This window comes from Kiloniella laminariae, assembly GCF_027214005.1.
In the GTDB taxonomy this organism is placed as follows: Bacteria; Pseudomonadota; Alphaproteobacteria; order Kiloniellales; family Kiloniellaceae; genus Kiloniella; species Kiloniella laminariae_A.
This window is the reverse complement of sequence record NZ_JAPWGY010000002.1, coordinates 684,723-702,114: the sequence shown is the minus strand read 5'-3', so window position 1 is coordinate 702,114 and position 17,392 is coordinate 684,723. Positions and strand designations below refer to the sequence as shown.

Sequence of the window (17,392 nt, the reverse complement as noted above, 5' to 3'; positions counted from 1 at the left end):
CGAGCTATCGGATCTTTCCCAACAAGTTGCGCAGTTGATCGCGCTCGGTCTCTGTCAGTTCCGAGATCATGTTTTCTTCGGTCCTGACATGAGAGGCAACGATTTCATCGGCCATGGCAAAACCTTCCTCGGTCAGGGCGATTTTAAGGCCGCGCCGATCCTGGGGGTCGCTGGCTCGAAGGACAAGCCCGCGCTTTTCCAACCGATCCAGCCGGTTGGTCATGGCCGAGGTCGAGAGCATCATATCCTTGGCAAGTGCAGAGGGGGAGAGCGTTTCTCCCTTTCCCTGGCGACGCAGGGTCAGCAGCACATCGAAGCCGGCAAAATCCAGATTGTACTGAACCAGATTGGCGAGAACTTCCTGACGCAGTCTTTCGCCTGCCCGCCAGATCTCCCCGCAAACAGCCATGGGGGAGGGATCAATATCTGGCCGTTCCCGGCGCCACTGCGCCAAAATCGAGTCCATGGGACCACCTTCGGAATGAGTTGTGGCAGGGGACAGGTGTGATTTTTTTTTCATGGGATCTTGACTCATCTCAAAGGTCATCTTAATTATTCGATATAAAGTAATTTGACATCGAAATAGTTTGCGTCGAAATACATGATGTCAAATTAAACTCAAATCTCTCAGGTGTAAAGGAACGGTCATGCCTTTTGATACAAATAATGCCAGGAAGAATCCGAGAAACCCTGATTTTCCGGTGGACCAAATCTTTGTCGAGCGCTGGTCACCCCGAGCCTATGATGCTGATTTCCAGTTGCCGACCACAGACTTTATGACGATCCTGGAGGCCGCGCGCTGGGCGCCATCGTGCTACAACATCCAGCCCTGGCGTTTCCTCTATGCCTTTCGGGGAGACAGACACTGGGATGACTATCTGTCTTTGCTTGACCCCTTTAACGCAGGCTGGGCAGCCCAGGCATCTGCGCTGGTGATCGTCCTGTCTGACAAAATGATGCCAGGGGATGAAACCCGGCCTGCGAAACCATCGGGTTATCATTCATTTGATACGGGGGCGGCCTGGGCGCAGATGGCGTTGCAGGCAACGATGCTGGGATATCAGGCACATGCCATGGCCGGGATCTATCATGACCAGATTGCTGAAAAACTGAATATTCCGGGGCAGTATCGCGTCGAGATCGCTGTAGCTCTAGGCAAAAGATCTGATCCTTCTGTCTTGCCGAAAGAACTGCAGGAACGGGAAGAGCCGAGCCAAAGATACGGGCTGCAAGAGATCGCGTTTCCAGGGTTATTCCCTGAAGCGGGGGTGGATTAGTCTGGTACAGGGTCTCCTTTGGGGCTTGTGGAAGGCGCGTTTAAAAACGCCAGACAAGATTGTCTGGTTCCGAATTGAGGAAAGTGATGGATGATGCCGGTATCTTCTGAAAATACTGTTTGTGACAGGAAGCATGTGGGGGGCGAAAACAGGATCCGCAGGATCATTGGCAGCTCTGCTTTTCTTCTGTTGGTGACGGGGACGTTGATTGGTTTTAACTTTCCTCTTGGTAAAATTGCGGGAGAGGCCGGGGTTTCACCCATGATCTGGGCCCTGCTTGTCTCACTGGGGGCCAGCGCGATGCTCTTGCCAGTCCAGCTGTTGCGCCGTCGACTGGTTTTGCCGAAAGGGCGGATGCTGCGCTATGTCATTTTTTCCGCGCTGATCTCTTTTGTTTTGCCCAATGTGCTTTTGTTCAGTGTTATTCCCCATGTCGGATCAGGCTATGCCGGGCTGATGTTTGCGCTTTCTCCTGTTTTCACCCTGACACTGGCCGTGGTGTTTCGGCAGAAGACCCCGGGACGTATCGGGCTTGTGGGCATCGGACTGGGGCTGATCGGCGCGATGATTGTCAGTATTACCCGGGGGGCTGCACCTGAAGCCCCGGAGATGATCTGGATTATTGTTGCGCTGCTGGTCCCCGCGACCCTGGCTTGTGGCAATATATACCGGACGATGGACTGGCCGGATCAGGCGCAGCCGGACGGACTGGCCTTCTGGAGTCACAGCTTTGCTCTTGTTGTTTATCTGCTGCTTCTGCTGGCAAGCGAAGGTGCGGTGCCTCTGGAGCAATTGAGCAGGGTTCCCTGGACGGCTGTGGCGCAAGGTGTCGTTGCGGGTTTGACTTTTCCCGTATTCTTCAGGTTACAGCAGCATGGAGGACCGGTGCTTCTGAGCCAGATCGGGTATGTGGCTGCCGCGGTTGGGTTGCTGGTCGCGACGGCTGTGCTGGGCGAGGTTTATAGCGCGATGACCTGGCTTGGAGCAGGTGTAATTGCACTGGGGATTGCTGTCACAATCATCGCACAGACTGGCGGAGGCCAGAGCAGGCAGGGGGCAAAGAGTAAACCATAGGGGAGGGCAGCTCTGCCAAGTGCCTGCTGTATATTTGTTTTATACTTCGGGCTATGATTCGGGCAGATAAAACTGGGCATCCAGATCGTCAATTTTCTCAGCTATATATTTTCGGGCGTCAGCAATGCCCTGGTTATAGTGGGACGGGCCGAGCTTTCTGTGCAGGAAGTCGACGATGGCTTCGGCACGAAAGTCGCTTAGATTCTCGTCAAACTCTGAGTAATAAAAACCGATGAGCTCCTGGATGATTTCGGATTTACGGTCGCTTTCAAGCTTGACGGGCATGGATTCTCTGCTCCTGTGTATATTATAAAAAGGTGGTTTCTGTCGGCCATGAACTGGGGGTGAGAGCCAACGGGGGCTGACAGATCTACTGATTACCAGGGCAGGATACTGCCGAATTACGCCGTTAAGGTGAAAAACTTTCCCAGTTGACTCTTCTCCAATATCGGTTATAAGTGCGGCATACGTATTGCATCTACTTAGTGTTATTTGAACTTTCGGTTCGCCGATGAGCTTTCTAATCCCTGACAGTGTGAGCGTTGAAACAAGCGTGTTTTGCATAAGGTGAAACACAAAATCTAATTCTTCCTGTCATGAGGATATATATTATGACTATCGGTACAGTAAAATTCTTTAATGCAACTAAAGGCTTCGGTTTCATCGAGCCAGAAGATGGTTCTAACGACGCTTTCGTTCACATTTCTGCTGTTGAACGCGCTGGCCTGTCTTCCCTGAACGAAGGCCAGAAAGTTTCCTACGATCTGGAAGCTGGACGCAACGGCAAGTCTTCTGCTGAAAACCTGAAGCTGGTTTAAGCTTTAGACGAACGTCTGAATGCGAGAAAAGGTTCGCGGTTTCGCGAACCTTTTCTTTTTCATTCGAAGAGAATGATCTTCCCGGAAATTCCGGGAAACTGTCAGGCTAGGTGTATAAGCCTGATTTCTGGACCTTATGGAATTATCGAGCACAGCTCTAATCTCCCGGTTTGTTCTGAAGTCGTCTTGATCCCCCAAAACAGAGCGATGAAGCTCAGGGACAAGTTTCAGGCCTTTATATCTCCGGCAGTTATCTGAAAATAAAATCGACATAGACTGATTTTGCCAGACGGTAAAATAAGCCGCCCAGAAACCAGAACAGGCTTGTTTTGTGTCTGCCTTTTCAAAAGCGCCCTGTTTTTCAGCCGCTTCAATAACGAATACAAAATCAACAATAAGAAGAAAAAAATGACTAAAGAACTCAATTTCCTAATTACGTATGGTCTCCATAATTTTGTGTCCCATTCCCTCAAGAGTGGACGTCATACCTTTAAGATTCACAAGGCCGAGAGCCTGAAGATGATTGCTCACGCGAAAAATCTTATTCAGGAAAATTTTGGACGCTCGGTAAAGATCCAGGTTGTCTGAGCCAGAGTGTCTGGCGATATCTTCCTTGCTCGAAATACCTTGTAGCCCCCGTCGGCCTCTGTTGGTGCTAGGGGCAGCCTGCTCCGGTGATCCGGGTTAATTCCCTGTCTTTCAGGATCAGGCTGATCCCTGTTTGTGTTGCTTCCTGGCAATAGCGGCTTATCGTCTGCAGCCTGTCGGTATATTCCGCTGCAAAAAAGGTTTTGCCTGTCTTAGGGTAGGGCGACATTTCCTGGCACCAGCCCTCGACAAAACAGTCTTCGGTCAAGGCCCAGTCAAAATGAGAAACGAGATTTCGGGCAAGATCCGGTGCGTTTTTCTGACCGATGGACAGCCCGCGACGGTGGGCTTCCTCGGCTAACCAAATACTGTAGGCAAGCTGATCCTGCCGTGAAATTTCAAAGCCGGTTTCTGCATTGTGCAAATCCATATTGTCAGGCTCTACGCCGTCAAAGCCCTTGGCTGCGCAGAGGTCGAGCCGTGCCAGCATGATCGGCGCAAGCAAATCCCGGCGTCGGATATCAAGCCATCTTTCCCCTTCCCACCCCTGGTAGTCCTTACCCAGAATTTCAGGGGGGAAGGTCAGGGCATCATTGCGCCAGTCCTCCCAGGCGCCGACGTTGATATAACAGACAACTTTAGTGCCACTTTGCTGTAGAGAGTCGATGGTTTCTTTCGGGGTGTCGAAGAGATCGAGATCTATCATCTGAAGCTTGCGGTCAAAATTGTGCGGTGGTTGCAGTTGCCAGTCCCAATCAAGGATCCCATGAGGTCGCCACCAGTCTTCTGCAGCTGCAGAGGTCACTTCAAAGATGAAAAGAAATAGAGAGAGAAGCAGGCAGAATTGTTTGTAAGGGAGGTTGAAGCTCAAGGCCGATCTTCCTGGCTTGTCAGGGTTTTTCGCAATGCTTCGAGCCACTCTATAGCCTGTTCGGCTGTTTCGACGACATGAGAACCAGCAGGAACAGGGGGGCGTTCAATCATCAGTACGGGCACAGCAAGCGCCTGGGCAGCCTTGAGCTTGGCTTCTGTAGCCTGCCCGCCGGAGTTTTTACTGACGAGCAGGTCTATCTGATACTGTTTCATCAGAGCCAGTTCTTGCGCCAAAGAAAAAGGTCCGCGTTCGAGAAGAATGTCCATGTTGGCAGGAGGGCTCTCGAAGTCGGGAGCCTCTATCATTCTGGCGATAAAATGATGATGGGGTAGCGCCGCGAAGGCTGAAAGTTCCTGTTGCCCGGTGGTAAGGAACACACGTCTGCCTGAAGGCAGGTTTTTTATATAGTTCACTGCTCCAGCAAGATCGGGAAGGTAACTCCACAGATCTTTTTTCTGAGCTTTCCATGCCGGGCGCTGTAGAATTAGACGTGGAATCCCAAGCTGCCCACAGGCACAGGCGGCATTCTCGGTCATATTTCTGGCAAAGGGATGTGTGGCATCAACAACGGCATCAATGGATGTATCTGTCAGATAGTTTTTGAGACCATCAACCCCACCAAATCCCCCGAGACGTTCCGATCCGGAAATGACGACCCTTTGGCTTGTGACGCCAGCGCGGGAGGTCACTGCAATAAAGTCGTTATGTTTTTCAAGCAATTCAGCAAGATTGTTGGCTTCAGTAACGCCGCCAAGGATCAGAATCTTCAATTGTGGAGAGGATCTTGGGGGCGCTTTCATGAAGCGATCTCGCTACGGGCGATAATTTTCCCGGGACGGTCAATAAGAATAACATCGACGGCGGTTTCGCCTTTCAGGACTTTCAGTGCTTCATCACGGGCAAGTCTGGCAATGCGTTCTGCCAGAGGGATATTTTCCTGAAGGCTGCGAGTCAGGATCTGATTGGCTGTATTTGCTGTCTCAGCTTCCCTGATAAAGTCTGACGATGCACCAAGTTCTCTCAAGCGTTCGGCCAGCCAGTTCATATCGACCTGGCTGCGACTAGAGTGCAGGTCGAGGTGCCCCATGGCCAACTTGGTCAATTTGCCAAAACCCCCGCCGATTGTCAGGCGGGGCAGAGAATGATTTCTCAGGTATTTGAGCATGCCGCCTGCGAAATCCCCCATATCAAGCATGTCGCCTTCGCCGAGGCCATAGAAATCCATGACGGCTTTTTCTGATGTGGAACCCGTACAGCCTGCAACATGAGATCTGCCTGTGGCGATGGCGACGTCGATGCCCCTGTGAATGGAATGGATCCAGGAAGAGCAGGAAAAGGGAACAACGACACCTGTTGTGCCGAGGATGGAGAGACCGCCGACAATACCCAGTCGCGGGTTCCAGGTTTTTTGTGCCAGGGTCTCGCCGCCGGGAATTGAGATGGTGATCTCCACGTCTCCGGTACCGCTATGTTCGGCAGCAACTTCGGCAATGACAGCCTGCATCAGCTGACGTGGCACTGGGTTGATTGCAGGTTCCCCCGGAGGAACAGGCAATCCGGGTTTGGTCACCATCCCGACGCCTTCGCCCGCGTGAAAGACTACGCCGCTTCCAGGCAGGCCGTGACGAACGGAGGCCACGATAATGGCGCGATGTGTCACATCGGGGTCATCGCCTGCATCTTTGACGATTGCTGTCATGGCCATATCTGAAGTTTTTTCTTCACGGCAAAGCGCAAAAGCAGGTTGCTCTCCCTTGGGCAGAGTTATAGTAACGGGATCAGGAAAGTGATTTGTAAGAAGAGCTGTATAGGCCGCTTTGGTTGCCGCAGTGGCACAGGCACCCGTGGTCCAGCCTCTTCTTAATTTTCCTTCAGGTTTTCGTGCCATGACGTTATTCTACAGACCGTTTGGCTTGTCTCCGGGTGGGCCCGCCAGTTATCTTCGGTTTTCCTATGCATCAAGCCTTTCTACTGATAAGGCTGTTTAAGGAAATAGCGGGTTTGGTGGTGTCGATCAAGCGAAGCTACACGAGAAGGACAGTGTGATAAATGGATAAACTGCTTCTTGATTTGCCGGAATTTCAACCCGGCTGGGTTTGGCTTGTCGGGGGAGGCCCCGGAGATGCCGGATTGTTGACGCTTTATGCTCTGCATGCGCTGAGATCTGCTGATGTGCTGGTTTATGATGCACTGGTTGGAGAAGATATTCTCAAGATGGCCCGACCAGACTGTTTGCTTGAATATGCCGGCAAACGTGGTGGGAAGCCTTCGCCAAAGCAGACGGACATTTCCCAGCGGCTGGTTCAGCTCGCCCGGGAAGGCAAGAGAGTCTTGCGTCTTAAGGGCGGCGACCCTTTCGTTTTTGGCCGCGGTGGAGAAGAAGCACTGACCCTGGTCGAGGCCAAGGTGCCTTTCCGGATCGTACCTGGTATCTCCAGCGGTATTGGTGGTCTGGCCTATGCCGGGATTCCGGTAACGCACCGTGAATGTAACTCTGCTGTGACCTTTCTGACCGGGCACAATGCCAATGGCATTGTGCCGGACAATATCAACTGGGCGGGTATCGCCCAGGGATCTCCGGTGATTGTGATCTATATGGCGATCAAACACCTGGGGGAAATCGCAGCCCGCCTGATGGAAAATGGTCGATTGCCAGACGAGCCCGTCGGCATTGTCAGCAAGGCTTCTACCCCTCAGCAGGAAGTGCTGGAGACGACTCTTGGCAGCTGCGTTCAGGATGTAGAGACCAGTGGTATCCAGCCGCCAGCTCTGGTGGTGGTTGGCGAAGTCGTCCGGCTGCGTTCCGGACTGGACTGGCTTGGGGCAATCAATGGGCGGATACTGGACAGTGATCCGCTTGGCCATCGGAAGGCGCCTGAAAAGACTGCGAGTGCGTAACGTGGCGGCACATTTTTAGAGGGGGCGGCGCAAATGCAACCATCCAGCAAAGGTCTGATTATCGCAGCGCCTTCCTCTGGGAGCGGCAAAACCACGCTGACACTTGCGCTGCTGCGTCACTTCCGAAATAGCCAGGAACGTGTGTCCCCGGTAAAAACGGGACCTGATTATATCGATCCAGCCTATCATGCTGCTGCTGCAGGCAGGGCCTGTTATAACCTGGATCCCTGGGCTTTACGTGATGAAAGCCTTGCGGCTCTTGTTACCCTGGCAGGACAGGATACGGACGTCGTTTTGGCAGAAGGTGTAATGGGGCTGTTTGATGGTGCTGTCGGTGGTGCAGGATCGACCGCGGCCCTTGCCAAGAAAACGGGCTGGCCTGTAGTTCTGGTCATCGACGTCAAGGGTATGTCGGCTTCTGCCGCCGCGGTGCTCCACGGGTTTTCAAGCTTTGATCCGGAACTCGATATCGCTGGTGTTATTTTTAACCGGGTTGGATCTCCGCGTCATGCGTCATTGCTGGATGAAGCCTGCCGCCCTTTGGGAATCCCTGTTCTTGGGCACCTTCGTCGTCAGGAGGATATGGTTTTACCAAACCGTCATCTCGGTCTGGTGCAGGCAGTTGAACACAGTGAACTGGATGGGTTTCTGAACCGGGCGGCCGAGCAGGTTGCCTGGGATGTTGACTGTCGCGCCTTGCTTGATCTGGCGCGTCCCTCACGGCTGGAAAGGCGTGAAATGGGCACACTGGTGCCACCGATTGGTCAACGCATTGCTGTCGCAAGTGATGTTGCTTTTTCTTTTTGTTATTCATCATTACTTGAAGGGTGGCGTCAGAGTGGCGCCGAGTTGACGTTCTTCTCTCCCCTTGAAGATCAGCAACCATCCCCTAAAGCAGATGCAATCTATTTGCCCGGCGGTTACCCGGAACTCCACGTCGGGCAGCTTGGAGCCAACCAGAATTTCATGGGGGCGCTTCGGGCTGCTGCAGAGAAGAAAATCACCATTTTCGGAGAATGTGGCGGTTACATGGTATTGGGGCAGGGGCTGATTGATGGTCGGGGAGATCATCATGCCATGACAGGATTGTTACCTGTTGAAACATCCTTTGCTGTCCGCAAACGCTCTCTTGGCTATCGGGTGGTCCGCAGTCTGGTTGATAGTCCTCTTGGCCCTGTGGGGCAGGGGTTTGCTGCTCATGAATTCCACTATTCCACTGTCGTCAGGGGCGAGGGAGAACAACCGTTATTCAACGTCGAGGATGCTGCAGGAAAGAATCTTGGGACAGCGGGCTGTCGACTCGGATCTGTGATGGGATCCTATATACACCTGATTGATACCTTGCCCGGATGACGGGTTGAGGTTGCTGTTCCAAAGGAAAACAGGGTGTTCTCTCGTGAAAATCGAGTGCTTAAAGGTAATTGATGCGTATTTTAGATAAATTTTTGCTATAATCGGGATGTGTCGAGCTGAAGCGTTATTTTTTTGAACAGAAACGCATAGAAAATCAGGTGAATAGAGAACGGTTTCATAGCTCAGCCCAGTGTCTTCCGCCGCCGCGTCCTTTTCCAATGGTCCGAGGTACAATAGGGCGTTATCTGGCCCGTCCCTGGTTTGATGCCCTGGCGTTGCGTTTGGGGGTCAACTATCTCTTTCCCTTATCGCGCATCCTCCACACCGCCATTGCCTGTGAGGGTGATTCGCGTGCTCTTGTTGACAGGCTTCAGCTTAGACAAGGTCTTCCTGACAGCTGTGATGATGCTTTGACCGAGGTCAGTATCCGGCATTATGTTGCCAAGTCTGCTTTTGAGCGCTGGAAGGTTGTCATGTTTGGAGACAATCTGAGCATTGCCGGGCGGATTTTTTCAGAGTTGCGTCGCCAGGAGACGGCCCAGAGGTTACTGGAATCGGCTCTTCTGTTTCGCGACCTGCGGCGTCAGGTTGCCCCGATCAGCTGGGATCTGCCGACACCAAGAGATTTTCAGGAAAAATATGCTGATTTTCTGCAGGAACCAGAAAAGGCATTTGCTCCTCCGACCACCATGCCCCGGATGATGATGTCGCATTCCATTCACGGCGTCTATGGACGCGAGTACTGGTTGCGATATCCCTCGAGCTTGGGGGGAGGGGAAAACTGGGTGCGTTGTTATGAGCCTTTGACGGGTCTGGAACCTGATGCGCCGACATTTATTTTTTTACAGGGGCTCGGCGTTGAACAGGATTGTTTCCAGGACAGGGAAGATCCTATTTGCGCTTTAACCGAAGCCGGCTTCCGGGTTTTACGCGTACAGCAGCCAGAACATGCTTTTCGTAAAACAGCTGGCTGGTTTGCCGGGGAGCGGACGCTGGCCCGTGGTCCAATCGGGCTGGTTGAGTTTTTCCGTCAATGGATCAGTGACCTGTCCGTCCTGATTGACTGGGTGCGTTGGCAACGGGGTGGCCCAGTGATACTGGGAGGGGTCAGTATGGGGGCCCTGACTGCGCAACTGCTATCGACGGTTGCCTGGAACTGGCCTGATAGAATGAAGCCAGATGCGCTTTTGTTGATTGCCACCAGTGGTGACGTTATGGGGGTGTTGAAGAAAAGTTGCCTTACCGGGGCGTTGGGGGTACCGAATCAGCTTCACGAACTGGGCTGGCGAGAAGAGGACTACATCCGTTGTTTGCCCTTTGTACAGCCTTCCGGTCATTCTGTGGTTCCTCCGCACAAGGTGATCATGATGCTGGGGCAGTCTGATGATCTGACGCCTTATAAAGGAGGCTTGGCCCTGGCTGACCGTTGGCGCGTCCCGCCGGAAAATCGCTTTCTGCGTAAAGGTAAAGGGCATTTTTCGCTGCTTATTGATCTGATCCGGGATCCCATAGTTCTCCGGCGGCTGGTTGATGTTGCCCAGGCAGATTGAAGGAAAGTTTTTTAGGGAACTCTGTGTCATTCCTGATCACTCTTCAGTCTGTATTTCTCAGTATGCATTTCTTGCACAGGGCCTCTGCTGCCCGGACCATTAACAAAAGATGACTTCTCTGTTAAGCTGCGCAAAATTCCGGAGCAGGATTGTGCTTGCTATACCCGATTGTCTCCCTTGGGTATTAAGGCTTGATTGCCAGTGCTGTGCGCCTTACATAGGCCGGGAGAGTAAACAGGTCTTGGAGGACAGCCCTTTGGTCTTTTTGTAAAGCGGGCTGACAACACAAGACAAACGAGATGGCGGATTGATGAATTCTCTTGGCATAGATAAGGACCCCAAGGACACGCGTGTGGTTGTTGCCATGTCCGGCGGTGTGGACAGCTCGGTTGTGGCTTGCCTGCTCAAGGAAGAAGGGTATGACGTTATCGGTGTCACGCTTCAGCTCTATGATCACGGGATCGCGCTGGAGAAGAAAGGTGCCTGCTGTGCGGGGCAGGATATCTATGACGCAAGGATGGTCGCGGATCGTTTTGGTTTTCCCCACTATGTGCTCGATTATGAATCCCGTTTTAAACAGGATGTAATGGAAGATTTTGCCGACAGCTATATGCGCGGTGAAACGCCTATCCCCTGTGTTCGCTGTAACCAGAAGGTCAAATTCAAAGACATGCTGGCCATGGCCAAGGACCTGGGCGCCGATGTTATGGCGACCGGACATTATGTGCAGCGGATTGACGGTCCAAACGGACCCGAATTGCACCGGGCATTTGATGACAGCAAAGACCAGACCTATTTTCTGTTCACCACTACGCCAGAACAGCTTGATTTCCTGAGGTTTCCACTGGGCGGCTTGCCAAAAACCGAAACCCGCCAGATTGCGGAACGGATGAGTCTGTCGGTTGCGGACAAGCCGGACAGCCAGGATATATGTTTTGTCCCGGACGGGTCCTATGCCCGAGTGGTTGAGCGCTTGCGTCCGGGTGCCCTGGATCAGGGGGACATTGTTCATCTGGATGGTACGGTCCTTGGGCAGCACGACGGCATTATCAAATACACCGTTGGGCAGCGCCGGGGGATCGGGGTCGGAGGAACCGCAGATCCATTGTACGTAATCCGCCTTGACGCCGAGAAAAAGCAGGTTGTTGTCGGGCCGAAAGAAGCGCTTTCCCGCGATGTTATCCTGGTCAGCGAACTGAACTGGCTGGGCGACCCTCTCAATGATCTGGGCCGAAAGGTTTCGGTCAAGATTCGCTCGGCATCGAAGCCATCCGAAGCGACGATATACCCCGAAGGCCAGGGCCTGGGTATGGGCGGTGCCCGGGTCGTACTGCATGAGCCCCAGTTCGGTATTTCTCCCGGACAGGCAGCCGTGTTCTATGACGGTAACCGGGTGCTTGGCGGGGGCTGGATCGTCTCGACACAAAAGCAACCTCTGCCCGAAGAAGAAGCACAAGGCGCGGCATAGGCCGGAAGGTGCGAAGGTACTTTTATCTTAACTGGATTTTCTGATTTGTTCCTGTTATGTTCGTAGTGATTTTTCATCGCCCGCGAGCTTTTGCCTTATGCTTTTCCAGATTACAAATTCCCAGGCCCGTCGTCTGTTTATGTCCCGGCAGGGGCTCTGTGATAACCCGGCTTTCAAGCAAAGCAGGGTTGCGCTGCTTGAGCTGATTGAGCGCATGGGCTTTGTTCAGGTCGACAGTATCAATACGGTGGAACGGGCCCACCATATGATTCTCTTCTCGCGGAACCAGACCTACAGGAAAGAAAATCTGAACGGGTTGCTGGAACAGGACAGAACGCTTTTTGAGCACTGGACTCATGATGCCTCTGTAATTCCTGCCCGCTTTTTCCCCTATTGGCGCCACCGCTTTGCCCGCAATGAAGCTGCCTTGCTTGAGCGCTGGCGGAAATGGCGCCGGGAGGGCTTCGAAGAAAGCTTTGCTTCTGTGTTGGACCACATCCGGGCTGAGGGGGCGGTTCTGTCGCGGGATCTGCTTGCCCTTGAAGGGGGTAACAAAAAGCCAAAAGGCAGCCAGGGCTGGTGGGACTGGCACCCTTCAAAAACCGCGCTGGAGTTTCTCTGGCGTACGGGGGCGCTTTCTGTCGATCGGAGAGAGGGGTTCCAGAAAGTCTATGATCTGACCGAGCGGGTCTTGCCAGCATCTGTGACCGGGAAAAGTGTTCATGAAAGTGAATTTATTGACTGGTCCTGTCGCTCGGCGCTCGATCGGCTTGGCTATGCTACAGCAGGGGAGCTGGCGGCTTTCTGGGACGGTATTTCTCCGGCAGAAGCAAAGTCCTGGTGCCTGTCGCACCTGGGGAAAGACCTGGTTGAAGTTGAGGTCGCTGCGGCGGATGGTTCCAGGCCGCGCCGGGTTTTTGCCTATGGTGATATTGAACAGCAGTTGGAAGAATTGGCTCCGGCACCGGGGCGTGTCCGGGTGCTCAGCCCTTTTGATCCCCTGATCCGGGATCGTAAAAGGATGGAACGCCTGTTTGATTATCACTACAGGATCGAGGTTTTTGTCCCCGAAGCAAAACGCCAATATGGTTACTATGTCTTCCCGCTTCTTGAGGGAGAAAAGCTGATTGGCCGGATTGATATGAAGCGGCAGGACGGCGTGCTTGTGGTCAAGGGTTTGTGGCTGGAGCCCAAGATAAAGTGCTCAGCGGGCAGGCAACAGGCAATTGAAGCCGAGCTTGAGAGGATCCGGCGGTTCACGGGACAGGAGAGCGTGGTTTTTGAAAATGGCTATTTGAAAACGCCATCATAACACAGTTTCAGTAAACCCAGTTGGCCAGTTCGGGATGGGCGTCAGTGGCGTCGTTGAACAGCCAGACCATGCGATCACAGAACCACAATTTCCCGACGATCATTGCGAGAGCAAAAAACATGGTTGGCCAGAAAAGATTGAACGCTGCGGTGATTGCGCCGCCGATAAAGCCAATACCAGCCAGTATCGCGAGTAGCCTGGCGGGCATCCGGTGCATCTCCAGAATTTCTTCCAGTCCGTCAAAGGGCACTTCCTTGAGCCAGACTCTTTCCCCGAAAGTTACCTGTGAGGCCCAGGAGCCTGTCTGGCGCGGTTTCGGAAAGACCCGCGGGTTCAGATACATCCAGAAGGCAAAGGTGAGGATGAAAATACCGGCAAGGGTCCAGCCCCAGCTGCTGTGGCTCCAGATCGCGGGGAAAATCAGCCAGCCGGTGAGGACGCGGGACCAGACGCTGAGAGGGTGAGAATGGTGTTCCCAGGTCGTACGGTTCATGGAGAAGTTGAGGCCCATTGCGACTCTTGTTCTTTTCTTTGATGGGCGTTCAGCGTAGGGCGGGGCAGGAGATACAGCAAGTGAATGTTTGTAGTATGTATAGGCTGAAAAAATACCCTTTGGTGGCGGGCGGAGCGAAAAAAATGTTTCTTCAGCTATTCATCTATTGACAGTTTTGTTTCGGCGCATTATCACCCTCTCACCACGCAGGCTGATGACGAATCAGACCTGCGACAATCAAATCAAGTACGATATGATTGTCCCTCTGTGGCGGAGTAGCTCAGCTGGTTAGAGCAGCGGAATCATAATCCGCGTGTCGGGAGTTCAAGTCTCTCCTCCGCTACCAAAACTTCCCTTCTTGATCTTTTAGATTGTTTCTCCACCGATTGTTTTTGGTTGCTTTGCTCTATAGATCAAGCTGATCAAAGCTCAATCCAAAACGCTGCAGGTATTTTCGCAGGCGGTCAGCATCGTTGCCGCTTTTTTTCTGGTTGCGGGATACGGCAAAAAGAGTGCGACCCGCAGCGCTGATGCTTTTGCTGTCGCGACAGACGCGCAAGACCGTGGCCAGCTGGCTTTGATCGAAAAGATCAAGCTGGTCGATCTGTTCCTGGGTAAAGGTTTGCCTCAGGCAGTCCTGTGCTTCAGACACATTCCTGGTCGTTCCCCAGAGCAGTTTCAGGCGCTGGATTTCCTCTTTGACAGTAGCTTCGTCAATCCGTCCTCTGGGCGCCAGGGTTGCCATGCGGGTAACCGAGGCCGAGAGATCGCGGAAATTTGCCCGCCATTGGGCATCCGGTTGGTGGGCAAAGTTCAGATAAAGGGATCGTGCTTCCTTGTTGAAGGTAACGTTGTCACCTTCCTGTTCACTGTATCTCTGCAGTTCGAAGTCCAGATTGGGTTCGATGTCTTCGCGACGGTCTTTCAGGGCCGGGAGCTGAAAGGTCCAGAGATTAAGGCGGGCAAAGAGATCCTCGCGAAATGTTCCGGCTCTGACGCAGGAAGCAAGGTCCTTGTTGGTGCCAGCCAGCAGTTGGAAATCAGATGTGCTGTCTTTGTCTGAGCCAACAGGAAGAAATTTCTTTTCCTCAATGGCACGCAGGCACATCGCTTGTTCGTCAGGACCGAGTTCAGCAATCTCGTCCAGGAAAAGCATGCCCTTGTCGGCTGATTTCATCAGTCCGGCCCGGTCAGACTGGGCGCCAGTAAAAGCGCCTTTGACATGACCAAACAGGGTGGACATGGCCTGGTCCCCGCGCAAGGTGGCGCAGTTGACCTCGATAAAGGTGCCGGAAATCTGTCGCTGCGCTTTTTTTAGCTCAAAAATCCGTCTTCCCAGTTGGGATTTTCCGGCTCCCGTTGGCCCGGTAAGCAGAACAGGTGCTTTGGAGCGGATTGCGACTTTCTCGATCTGGTCGATCATCTGATTGAAGGTCGGGTTTCTGGTAGCGATGCCGGATTTCAAAAAGGAGGCGGCCTGATCCCGTTCGAGAGAAAAGCGGGTGGCGATTTCATCGTAACGCGAGAGGTCCAGATCGATGATTCTGTGGGTGCCCGCGGGACTGTAATCCCTGTCGTTCTTCTGGCGTGGGGAAAGTTGCAGCAGGCGGGCGGGGATAAAGTGTGCTTCGGTCAAAAGGAACCAGCAGATCTGGGTGACATGGGTTCCGGTCGTGATGTTGACCAGATAGTCCTCCTTTTCCGGGTCAAAGGGGTAACTGCGGGCGAAGTCATACATCACGGAATAGGCTTCGCTGAAATCCCAGGGATCTTTCATCGTGAGAACGTGTTCTTGCACCTCGGTGCCGGGCGAGACTTCGGCGATGTCCTTGATTATAGACCGGGCGAGGCCTGCTGATCTGTTACCGCGGATCAATTCCAGGCGGTCTACCGGAAGTTCCGGTTGCTGGCAAAGGGCAACAGAGGGGCGCCATCTCTGCCAGCGTTTTGCCGCCATCCCGGTGTCGAGTGTTGTGCCGAGAAAGCCGATGACGACACGTGATTTCATAATATATCCTAAATAATCAATTATTATATAATAATATAAATTGATTTGGTGTTTTTGATAAGGTGAATTTTGATTTCATACTGTCAGGTTAAAATAAAAATAATTTATAACAATATGTTATGGTAAAAATTCATTTATATTTCACGCTTTGTAGAATGTGGCACACAACTTGAAGTACAGGAGGTATCGAAGAAAAAAGAAAGCAAAACAGAATGACTGACATTTTAACCGGACAGGATCTGATCAATGCGGGGTTACCCGCTGGAAGATGGTTTGGCAAAGCCTTGAGACAGGCCAATGCCCTGTTGGCAGCAGGGGGCAGCGTAGAGCGGGCGATTGACCTGGCGCGGAGTTTTGAACCCGCGCCTGCGGTGCCTTTGAAATCTGCCGCGACAGTGAATTTTCATCTGAATATCGAAGCGGAAACCGAAGACGAAGTCTCGAACGTGGAAATGGTGAAAAACACGATGACCGGGTTGATGCGCACGCCTGTGGTTCGGGCAGGGGCCGTTATGCCTGACGCCTGCCCTGCCGGGCCACACGGGACCATCCCGGTTGGAGGGATTGCTGTATCTGATGCTATTCATCCCGGGATGCACTCAGCAGATATCTGCTGCTCGATGGCTCTGTCGGTTTATCCTGGTGTTGCTCCTGCGGCTTTGCTGGACGCGGTCCATGCGGTCACCCACTTTGGACCGGGAGGCCGGCCCAGAGGGCAACAGATCCGTCCTGCCGAAGAGATTATGGCGCGGTTTGATGCCAACCCTTTCCTGCAGGATATCTCGAGCCGGGCAATTGAACAGTTCGGGACCCAGGGCGACGGTAACCATTTTGCCTATGTCGGGACAATCAAATCTACCGGAGAGACAGTACTGGTAACCCATCATGGCTCTCGGGCTCCCGGTGCCCGGCTTTACAGTAAAGGCATGAAGCTGGCAGAGAAATACCGCAAGGAGTTGTCGCCAGAGACGCTGAAAGAGAATGCCTGGATTCCAGCCGACACGCAGGATGGTGACGATTACTGGGAAGCCCTGCAGATCATTCGCGACTGGACCAAAGGCAACCATCTGGTCATCCACGATATGGCCGCGGAGCGTTTGGCCTCGTCGGTTTCCGATCGTTTCTGGAACGAGCACAACTTTGTCTTCCGTCGGTCAGATGGGCTGTTTTATCACGCAAAGGGGGCCACGCCTGCCTTTGACAATTGGGCAGAGGATGCAACGGACCTGACACTTATTCCGCTTAACATGGCCGAGCCGATCCTGATTGTCCGGGGGAGTAATGCCGCGCATGGACTTGGCTTTTCACCGCATGGTGCCGGGCGTAATTTTTCCCGGACCAAGCATAAAAAGCGCCTGATGGGGCGAAGCAACGCAGAGATCTTCGCCGAAGAAACCAAGGGCCTTGATGCCCGGTTCTTTACCGGACATATGGATATTTCAGAATTGCCCAGTGCCTATAAATCTGCCGCGACAGTCCGGGCACAGATCAAACAGTACGACCTGGCTGAAATTATCGACGAGGTGCTGCCTTACGGCTGTATCATGGCAGGGGACTGGGAGATCAATGCCCCTTGGCGCAAGAAAAAAGGATGGTAAAGGCGTGCCGATTTTTAGTCATGTATTGAGATCGTTCCGGCAAGTGGCCGGGACGATCTGGCTAAATACAAGAAAAGAGGG

General features: G+C 53.0%; 16 protein-coding genes and 1 tRNA gene. 10 read left to right on the top strand and 7 right to left on the bottom strand.

The genetic code is table 11. The annotated features are described in order from the left end of the window. Positions 1 to 4: 4 nt before the first annotated feature. A complete protein-coding gene (locus O4H49_RS07990) occupies positions 5 to 520 on the bottom strand; it encodes a MarR family winged helix-turn-helix transcriptional regulator (RefSeq protein ID WP_269422902.1) in 516 nt (171 codons plus the stop codon). Positions 521 to 647: 127 nt separating this feature from the next. Between O4H49_RS07990 and O4H49_RS07985 the strand changes: the two genes are divergently transcribed. Both O4H49_RS07985 and O4H49_RS07980 read left to right on the top strand, forming a co-directional pair. Beyond that, on the top strand, positions 648 to 1,277 hold the full coding sequence (locus O4H49_RS07985; RefSeq protein WP_269422901.1) for a nitroreductase family protein: 630 nt from the start codon (positions 648 to 650) through the stop codon (positions 1,275 to 1,277). 90 nt (positions 1,278 to 1,367) lie between these two features. Further along, positions 1,368 to 2,351 carry a DMT family transporter gene (locus tag O4H49_RS07980; protein ID WP_269422900.1) on the top strand — a complete coding sequence of 328 codons (984 nt, stop codon included), beginning with the start codon at positions 1,368 to 1,370 and terminating at the stop codon, positions 2,349 to 2,351. A gap of 51 nt (positions 2,352 to 2,402) precedes the next feature. Here O4H49_RS07980 and O4H49_RS07975 read toward each other — a convergent pair whose 3' ends face one another. Then, the gene (locus O4H49_RS07975; protein ID WP_269422899.1) at positions 2,403 to 2,636 is read right to left on the bottom strand and encodes a DUF2164 domain-containing protein; all 234 of its coding nucleotides are present in this window, start codon (positions 2,634 to 2,636) and stop codon (positions 2,403 to 2,405) included. 326 nt (positions 2,637 to 2,962) lie between these two features. Between O4H49_RS07975 and O4H49_RS07970 the strand changes: the two genes are divergently transcribed. Further along, positions 2,963 to 3,169, top strand: coding sequence for a cold-shock protein (locus O4H49_RS07970; RefSeq protein WP_020594292.1), 207 nt, complete (start codon positions 2,963 to 2,965; stop codon positions 3,167 to 3,169). 655 nt (positions 3,170 to 3,824) lie between these two features. Here O4H49_RS07970 and O4H49_RS07965 read toward each other — a convergent pair. Genes O4H49_RS07965 through O4H49_RS07955 form a run of 3 tightly spaced genes read right to left on the bottom strand, consistent with a single transcriptional unit; the run spans position 3,825 to position 6,519 of the window. After that, positions 3,825 to 4,628 (bottom strand): endo alpha-1,4 polygalactosaminidase, encoded by an 804-nt coding sequence (locus O4H49_RS07965; protein ID WP_269422898.1) that lies wholly within the window; start codon positions 4,626 to 4,628, stop codon positions 3,825 to 3,827. Next, on the bottom strand, positions 4,625 to 5,431 hold the full coding sequence (locus O4H49_RS07960) for a cobalt-precorrin-6A reductase (protein WP_269422897.1): 807 nt from the start codon (positions 5,429 to 5,431) through the stop codon (positions 4,625 to 4,627). The genes O4H49_RS07965 and O4H49_RS07960 overlap by 4 nt, the downstream gene beginning before the upstream one ends. After that, positions 5,428 to 6,519 carry a cobalt-precorrin-5B (C(1))-methyltransferase gene (locus O4H49_RS07955; RefSeq protein WP_269422896.1) on the bottom strand — a complete coding sequence of 364 codons (1,092 nt, stop codon included), beginning with the start codon at positions 6,517 to 6,519 and terminating at the stop codon, positions 5,428 to 5,430. The genes O4H49_RS07960 and O4H49_RS07955 overlap by 4 nt, the downstream gene beginning before the upstream one ends. 161 nt (positions 6,520 to 6,680) lie before the next feature. On the opposite strand from O4H49_RS07955, the gene cobA reads away from it, so the two are divergent. The 5 genes from cobA (at position 6,681) to O4H49_RS07930 (ending at position 13,212) form a co-directional block, all read left to right on the top strand. Continuing rightward, complete coding sequence (gene cobA / locus O4H49_RS07950; RefSeq protein WP_269422895.1) at positions 6,681 to 7,529, top strand: uroporphyrinogen-III C-methyltransferase; 849 nt, start codon at positions 6,681 to 6,683, stop codon at positions 7,527 to 7,529. Positions 7,530 to 7,562: 33 nt separating this feature from the next. After that, positions 7,563 to 8,882 carry a cobyrinate a,c-diamide synthase gene (locus O4H49_RS07945; protein WP_269422894.1) on the top strand — a complete coding sequence of 440 codons (1,320 nt, stop codon included), beginning with the start codon at positions 7,563 to 7,565 and terminating at the stop codon, positions 8,880 to 8,882. A 218-nt stretch (positions 8,883 to 9,100) separates the two neighbouring features. After that, positions 9,101 to 10,432, top strand: a complete 1,332-nt coding sequence (locus O4H49_RS07940) for an alpha/beta hydrolase (RefSeq protein WP_269422893.1) — start codon at positions 9,101 to 9,103, stop codon at positions 10,430 to 10,432. Between the two features lie 310 nt (positions 10,433 to 10,742). Beyond that, entirely contained in the window at positions 10,743 to 11,900 is a 1,158-nt protein-coding gene (mnmA, locus tag O4H49_RS07935; protein ID WP_269422892.1) for a tRNA 2-thiouridine(34) synthase MnmA, read from the top strand. A 97-nt stretch (positions 11,901 to 11,997) separates the two neighbouring features. Next, positions 11,998 to 13,212 carry a winged helix-turn-helix domain-containing protein gene (locus O4H49_RS07930; protein WP_269422891.1) on the top strand — a complete coding sequence of 405 codons (1,215 nt, stop codon included), beginning with the start codon at positions 11,998 to 12,000 and terminating at the stop codon, positions 13,210 to 13,212. Between the two features lie 7 nt (positions 13,213 to 13,219). Here the strand turns inward: O4H49_RS07930 and O4H49_RS07925 are convergent, their stop codons facing one another. Continuing rightward, positions 13,220 to 13,723, bottom strand: a complete 504-nt coding sequence (locus tag O4H49_RS07925) for a DUF6653 family protein (protein WP_269422890.1) — start codon at positions 13,721 to 13,723, stop codon at positions 13,220 to 13,222. A 251-nt stretch (positions 13,724 to 13,974) separates the two neighbouring features. Here O4H49_RS07925 and O4H49_RS07920 point away from each other — a divergent pair. Beyond that, positions 13,975 to 14,051 (top strand) — tRNA-Met (locus O4H49_RS07920). A gap of 60 nt (positions 14,052 to 14,111) precedes the next feature. Here O4H49_RS07920 and rtcR read toward each other — a convergent pair. Then, on the bottom strand, positions 14,112 to 15,713 hold the full coding sequence (gene rtcR / locus O4H49_RS07915) for an RNA repair transcriptional activator RtcR (protein ID WP_269422889.1): 1,602 nt from the start codon (positions 15,711 to 15,713) through the stop codon (positions 14,112 to 14,114). Between the two features lie 212 nt (positions 15,714 to 15,925). On the opposite strand from rtcR, the gene O4H49_RS07910 reads away from it, so the two are divergent. After that, the gene (locus O4H49_RS07910) at positions 15,926 to 17,311 is read left to right on the top strand and encodes an RtcB family protein (RefSeq protein WP_269422888.1); all 1,386 of its coding nucleotides are present in this window, start codon (positions 15,926 to 15,928) and stop codon (positions 17,309 to 17,311) included. Positions 17,312 to 17,392: the final 81 nt, after the last annotated feature.

What these genes read in the sequence shown, in the direction of transcription:
- O4H49_RS07940 (WP_269422893.1), top strand. Translation starts at nt 9,101, where the DNA reads ATGGTCCGAGGTACAATAGGGCGTTATCTGGCCCGTCCCTGGTTTGAT.
- O4H49_RS07985 (WP_269422901.1), top strand. Translation starts at nt 648, where the DNA reads ATGCCTTTTGATACAAATAATGCCAGGAAGAATCCGAGAAACCCTGAT.
- O4H49_RS07910 (WP_269422888.1), top strand. Translation starts at nt 15,926, where the DNA reads ATGACTGACATTTTAACCGGACAGGATCTGATCAATGCGGGGTTACCC.
- O4H49_RS07925 (WP_269422890.1), bottom strand. Translation starts at nt 13,723, where the DNA reads ATGGGCCTCAACTTCTCCATGAACCGTACGACCTGGGAACACCATTCT.
- O4H49_RS07990 (WP_269422902.1), bottom strand. Translation starts at nt 520, where the DNA reads ATGAAAAAAAAATCACACCTGTCCCCTGCCACAACTCATTCCGAAGGT.
- O4H49_RS07945 (WP_269422894.1), top strand. Translation starts at nt 7,563, where the DNA reads ATGCAACCATCCAGCAAAGGTCTGATTATCGCAGCGCCTTCCTCTGGG.
- O4H49_RS07960 (WP_269422897.1), bottom strand. Translation starts at nt 5,431, where the DNA reads ATGAAAGCGCCCCCAAGATCCTCTCCACAATTGAAGATTCTGATCCTT.
- O4H49_RS07930 (WP_269422891.1), top strand. Translation starts at nt 11,998, where the DNA reads ATGCTTTTCCAGATTACAAATTCCCAGGCCCGTCGTCTGTTTATGTCC.
- O4H49_RS07970 (WP_020594292.1), top strand. Translation starts at nt 2,963, where the DNA reads ATGACTATCGGTACAGTAAAATTCTTTAATGCAACTAAAGGCTTCGGT.
- rtcR (WP_269422889.1), bottom strand. Translation starts at nt 15,713, where the DNA reads ATGAAATCACGTGTCGTCATCGGCTTTCTCGGCACAACACTCGACACC.
- O4H49_RS07955 (WP_269422896.1), bottom strand. Translation starts at nt 6,519, where the DNA reads ATGGCACGAAAACCTGAAGGAAAATTAAGAAGAGGCTGGACCACGGGT.
- mnmA (WP_269422892.1), top strand. Translation starts at nt 10,743, where the DNA reads ATGAATTCTCTTGGCATAGATAAGGACCCCAAGGACACGCGTGTGGTT.
- O4H49_RS07975 (WP_269422899.1), bottom strand. Translation starts at nt 2,636, where the DNA reads ATGCCCGTCAAGCTTGAAAGCGACCGTAAATCCGAAATCATCCAGGAG.
- cobA (WP_269422895.1), top strand. Translation starts at nt 6,681, where the DNA reads ATGGATAAACTGCTTCTTGATTTGCCGGAATTTCAACCCGGCTGGGTT.
- O4H49_RS07980 (WP_269422900.1), top strand. Translation starts at nt 1,368, where the DNA reads ATGATGCCGGTATCTTCTGAAAATACTGTTTGTGACAGGAAGCATGTG.